This window comes from Mesorhizobium sp. M7A.F.Ca.US.005.03.2.1, from assembly GCF_003997795.1.
Taxonomy (GTDB): Bacteria; Pseudomonadota; Alphaproteobacteria; order Rhizobiales; family Rhizobiaceae; genus Mesorhizobium; species Mesorhizobium ciceri.
In genome coordinates this window covers 1-4,452 of record NZ_RZRP01000529.1, presented here as the reverse complement: position 1 = coordinate 4,452, position 4,452 = coordinate 1, and the positions used below count along the sequence as shown (strand labels likewise).

General features: G+C 60.2%; 4 protein-coding genes and 1 pseudogene. All 5 read right to left on the bottom strand.

Going from position 1 to position 4,452, the window contains the following annotated elements; all coding sequences use genetic code 11:
• Nucleotides 1-563, bottom strand: a 563-nt coding sequence (locus EN991_RS24805) for a hydantoinase/oxoprolinase N-terminal domain-containing protein (RefSeq protein ID WP_281058811.1), incomplete at its 3' end; no start/stop codon positions are given.
• A gap of 102 nt (nucleotides 564-665) precedes the next feature.
• A complete protein-coding gene (locus EN991_RS24800; protein ID WP_127367131.1) occupies nucleotides 666-1,646 on the bottom strand; it encodes a helix-turn-helix domain-containing protein in 981 nt (326 codons plus the stop codon).
• 300 nt (nucleotides 1,647-1,946) lie between these two features.
• Nucleotides 1,947-2,195, bottom strand: a pseudogene (locus EN991_RS24795) (IS481 family transposase); the annotation flags it as partial.
• Nucleotides 2,196-2,392: 197 nt separating this feature from the next.
• The gene (locus EN991_RS24790) at nucleotides 2,393-3,730 is read right to left on the bottom strand and encodes an HlyD family type I secretion periplasmic adaptor subunit (RefSeq protein WP_063171488.1); all 1,338 of its coding nucleotides are present in this window, start codon (nucleotides 3,728-3,730) and stop codon (nucleotides 2,393-2,395) included.
• Nucleotides 3,731-3,749: 19 nt separating this feature from the next.
• Nucleotides 3,750-4,452, bottom strand: a 703-nt coding sequence (locus EN991_RS24785) for an ATP-binding cassette domain-containing protein (protein ID WP_127369743.1), incomplete at its 5' end; no start/stop codon positions are given.

Here is a 4,452-nt window from a genome sequence, read left to right as displayed (position 1 = left end):
GAGATCGAGACCGGCAGATCCGGCATTGCCTCCTTCAGGATCTCACGCATGCGGCGCTCGTTGGCGCCGTTGACATAGGAGTTCATGAAGCAGACGGCGATCGACTTGACCTGCCGTTTCTTGAGAATCTCCGCGACACGACGCGCGGCCTCTTCGTCCAACGCTTCCAGGATCGTGCCCTCGGCACTGACCCGTTCCCGGACGGTCAGCCGGTCGCGGCGCGGGATATAGGGCTTGGCGACATCTTTGTAGGTGTCCCAGAGATCTTCCTTGTTGGCGCGACGGATCTCTACAACGTCACGAAAACCCTCGCTGCAGACCATTGCGGTGCGCGGCAGACGGCGGGTGATCAGCGCATTGGTGGCGACCGTCGTACCATGAGAGAACATCGTTACCTCCGAAAGATCGATGCGCCCCTGCTCCACGCCATTCATGATGGCCTGCATGGGATCGTCAGGCGTGGAGGCGGTTTTTTCGATGCGGATCGCTCCGCTGTCTTCGTCCATGATACAGATGTCGGTGAAAGTCCCTCCGACATCGACGGCAACTCTGATTCGGCTCATGACAGTTCCTTCGCAAGGTCTTGCGGGCAAAGCCCCGCCTTCGTCGCCCCTTGCCGGGGAGACGTTGCATGAATGGTGGAATTGGCCCGGATTTCGTTGGGACTAGTGGCGCTCTCGCGAGGCCGAAGAGCCGCCCGCCCGGATCGCTGCTTCGCGACGGGTATCCGTCGGTGCGCAGCCGAACCGCGTCCGGTAGTGCTTGCAGAACTGGGACTGGTCGGCGAAGCCCCAGCGGTAAGCGATCTCGGCTACGCTGCTGATGTTGGTCACCGACATCAGCTCCTCGGCGCAAAGTTCAAGCCGGGCGTCGCGGATGAAGCCGTTGATCGACTGGTTGCTGTCCTGAAAAAGGACCTGCAGGTAACGCAGGGAGATGCCGCAGGCATCAGCCACCGCCTGCGGGCCGAGGTCGGAATTCTTCAGGTTGTCGCGAATATACTGCTCGGCACGATGCAAATGGCCGGCCCGGATCGACGAGATGCTGCTGTCCAGCACGCGATCGTCGCTCACGATCGACAGGCACAGCATTTCCAGGATGTGCCTGCCCATCATCTCACGAGCGACTTCAGTGATCTCATCGAGATGGCCGATCGTGGTTCGCACCGTGTCGAGGAAGAGCGCGGCGATGCCTTGGGTCGCGTCGAAACTGAGCGCACTGAGCCGTTCGGCGGATCCGATCCGTGCCCGAACGCTCGATGATGGTACCTTGAGGACCCACAGCGCGTTTGGCTTGCCGTGCCAGAATTCGTAAGGCGCATCTCCCCGCTCGACGAGAAAGCCCCCCGGCCTGCAATTGACGGTTCTCGACCCTTGCGAGAAATTCACCTCCGACATCTCCGGGATCGTGATGAGCAGGCTGGCGTCACGCTCGTTGAGGAAGTGGCGGCGGTGGCGACGATAGCTTACGGCATCGCAGCGCATTTTAGACACGCTGACGAGCCCAAGCGAGAAGGTTTCCAGCGTGCCTGAAAATTCGCGACGGTTCCGATACTCGGTGTCGAGCGGAAAATAGGCTTCGGTAACGGCGGCTTGCCAGGCATCACCGCCTGCGGGACCGCCGATCGTATCGACGACGTATTTCATTCCTCGACCTTTCTGGTTGACCCGGTTGTCCCGGTGTTGTTCCGAAGATTACAGGAATTCACCGGCGCGTATTGGTCAAAAACGAATAAACTTATGTGGTCGGTTGGCCCAGGACCGGAGCTCGCGACGGTTGCAGTTGTCGTCACGATCAGTGTGCAGCTGATCAAACCAGCCTTGGCGCGCAAACCGCCAGCCGACTTGGAACCATGCATTCTGTTCGCACACTCATTCAGGAAAAGTTGTCGGCTTCCAGATGTGGGCGGAAATGATGTCCTGCAGTTCCGTGCGCACCGCACGGAAGAGTGGCAGCAGCGTGTAGCGGCGGGAAGCGACAATGTCCGCCTCGTCCTCAATCGAGAGCACCGTCGATCTCGGTTCCTTCGGACCAGTCGATAGATCGGCGACCGAAGCTCGCCTCTTCCACTTCGCAACCGTCTTCCGGTTGATCCCGTAGCGCTTGGCCAGCCCCCTCAGGCTCTCTTGACTATGCTGTATCGCTCGACGGACCGCCTCTGTCGTTTTGGCGCTCCCATGCAGAACTTGGCCCATAGCGCATCCTTTGATTCGGGAGACAAGGATGCTCCATAAAGCCCGGGATCAAACATCTAGGATGATCAGATCCAGCACCAAAGAAACAGAGGGGCTGTCGGCAGGGAACATGCAGACCATGAGCGACTGGTTGTCGGCTTGTCTCCGACTGCTCTGCGTCAGAATCACCTCAAAAGCGAAGTCGCTTGGCTAATCCGTCATTTCTGGCGAAAGGCGGAGTGGAACGACACAACCAGCGGGCCCAGAATGTAGTCGAGCGCGGTGCGTTCCTCGGTGACGATCATGACTGACGCTGGCATGCCCGGATAAAGCGCAATCTGTGGGGCTGCTGCCAATTCCACCGGATCGACCGCTACGTCGGCAAGATAGTAGGGAAACCCGGTCTTGCTGTCGGTAATGCGATCCGCCGAAATGCGGGTGACGCGGCCATGAATTATGGGTATTGAGCGCTGCTTGTAGGATGTAAAACGAACTTCGGCAGCCATATCGGGTCGCAGGTTCGATATGTCCTCGACGCGAATCTGGGCCTGGACGATCAGCGAATTTTCGGTCGGCACGATATCGAGGATGGTCTGGCCCGGCGAAACGATAGCGCCTATCGAGAAGACGCTGAGATCCATCACCTGGCCGTCATACGGCGCGCGCACCTCGGCTCGGTCCATGGCAGCCTGGGCGGCAAACATCTTGGGCACGAGGTCGGAAAGGCTCGATTGCGTATCGATCAGCATGGCCGACAGCTTGGCTCGGCGCTCATTTGTCAATTGTGCGATCTGGCTTTCGAGTTCGGCTTTGCTCTGTTGGCTGCCGCCGATCGCGCCGAGGTTCTCATCGATCAGGCCCTGCAGATCCGAGGCGGATCTTTCCAGCTCCAGGATGCGTGGGCGGGTCGTCAATCCGGCCTTGAGCAGCTTCGACAGGCTGGCCTTCTCGTTGATCGTCGATTGCAACTGGGCATGGTAAGATTCGACCCGAGACTGCTTGCCCTGGATCTGCTCCTCGAGTTCGGCAATGCGCCGCTCGAGGATCTGCCTGGCGCCGGCCATCGAGGCGCGTTGGCTTTCCAGATCGGCGATCTGGTTTGCCATTGCATCCCTAAGGTAGTCTTCGTGCTCTTTGAGAATGTCCTTGGGAAAGGCAACAACCTCGCTGCCGTCCAGTTCGGCTCGGATCCTGGCATCGGTTGCGCGCAACAGCGCATATTGCTGGGCATAAAGATTGAACTCGGACCGAATCCTGGTGTCGTCCAGCTTCAGCATGATGTCGCCCTTCCTGACGACGTCGCCATCCTTGACGCGGATCTCCTTCACCGTACCGCCGTCGAAGTGCTGTACGCTTTTGCGATTGCCATCCACCTTGACGATGGCGTCGGCAAGCACGGCGCCGTTCAGCGGGGCAAAGGCCGCCCAGCCGCCAAAGATGCCAAAGAAAGCAACGATGATCAGCAGACCGATATAGGCCGGCACCCGGATCGAATCCGGGGCCAGAATACCGGCGTCGCCAGGCAGGCTCCGGTAGGTAAGCGCGCCGTCGCTCATCGCTCTCTCCAAACACGGTTCATTGCGTTGCCACCGCCATTGGAGCCGCGCGCTGGTTGAGGAGCGCCACGATCTCGTTTCTCATGCCAAAGGCCTCGACGGCGCCATCGCGCAACAGGAGGATCTTGTCGACATTCGCCAGGGTCGAGGGCCGGTGAGAGACGATGATCACCGTACTGCCGCGGCGCTTGAGTTCGATCGCGCAGTCGCTCAGCGCGCGGTCGCCATCGGCATCGAGATTGGAGCTGGGCTCGTCGAGAATGATCAGGTTCGGCGTTCCGAACACTGCGCGGGCAAGAGCAATCCGTTGGCGATATCCTCCTGACAGCACTGCGCCGCCTTCGCCGATCTGCGTCTCATAGCCTTGCGGCAGGCGGATGATCATCTCATGCACGCCGGCGAGCCGCGCGGCCTCGATGACCTCCTGGTCGACATTGGTCTTGAAGCGGCCGATGTTGGCGGCGACCGTATCGGAGAAGAGTTCGATATCCTGCGGCAGGTAGCCGATGTGGTCGCCGAGCGCGTCGTGTCCCCATTGCGACAGGTCGGCCCCGTCCAGCCTGACGGTACCGCGGCTGGGTTGCATGACGCCCGCGAGATGACGCGCCAGCGTCGACTTGCCGGCGCCGGAAGGGCCGACGATTCCCAGCGTCTCGCCTGCTTCCAGCCGGAACGATACGTCTCGGAGAAGCACTTTCTGCTGGCTGGCGATTGCAAAGCTG

What these genes read in the sequence shown, in the direction of transcription:
- EN991_RS24800 (WP_127367131.1), bottom strand. Translation starts at nt 1,646, where the DNA reads ATGAAATACGTCGTCGATACGATCGGCGGTCCCGCAGGCGGTGATGCC.
- EN991_RS24790 (WP_063171488.1), bottom strand. Translation starts at nt 3,730, where the DNA reads ATGAGCGACGGCGCGCTTACCTACCGGAGCCTGCCTGGCGACGCCGGT.